We start from the raw sequence: 296 nt of genomic DNA on the forward strand, positions 1-296 counted from the left end.
CAAATAATGTACGTCCGATTAATGCACCAGAAGATTTAAAAGGTCTAAAGATTCGAACTCAAGGCGGTAATCTGCTGGAAGAAATCTACAGTAAGCTTGGATCTGGTTCCGTTTCCATTCCATTCTCTGAGCTTTACACTGCTTTACAGCAAGGCACTGTTGATGGGGAAGAAAATACTTACAGTAATATTGAATCAAAAAAATTCGACGAAGTACAAAAATATACCACGATAATGGGACATACCCGCGTTGACTATGCTTTATTAACGAATACAAAGTTCTGGAATAGTTTGAAT

1 protein-coding gene is annotated in these 296 nt (G+C 37.2%); it reads left to right on the top strand.

Going from position 1 to position 296, the window contains the following annotated elements:
- Positions 1-296: TRAP transporter substrate-binding protein DctP (dctP, locus tag RYX56_RS21810; RefSeq protein WP_317124045.1), on the top strand; the 296-nt coding region annotated here is incomplete at both ends.

Origin of the sequence: Alkalihalophilus lindianensis, from assembly GCF_032843265.1 — a bacterium.
Lineage (GTDB): Bacteria > Bacillota > Bacilli > Bacillales > Bacillaceae_D > Alkalihalophilus > Alkalihalophilus lindianensis.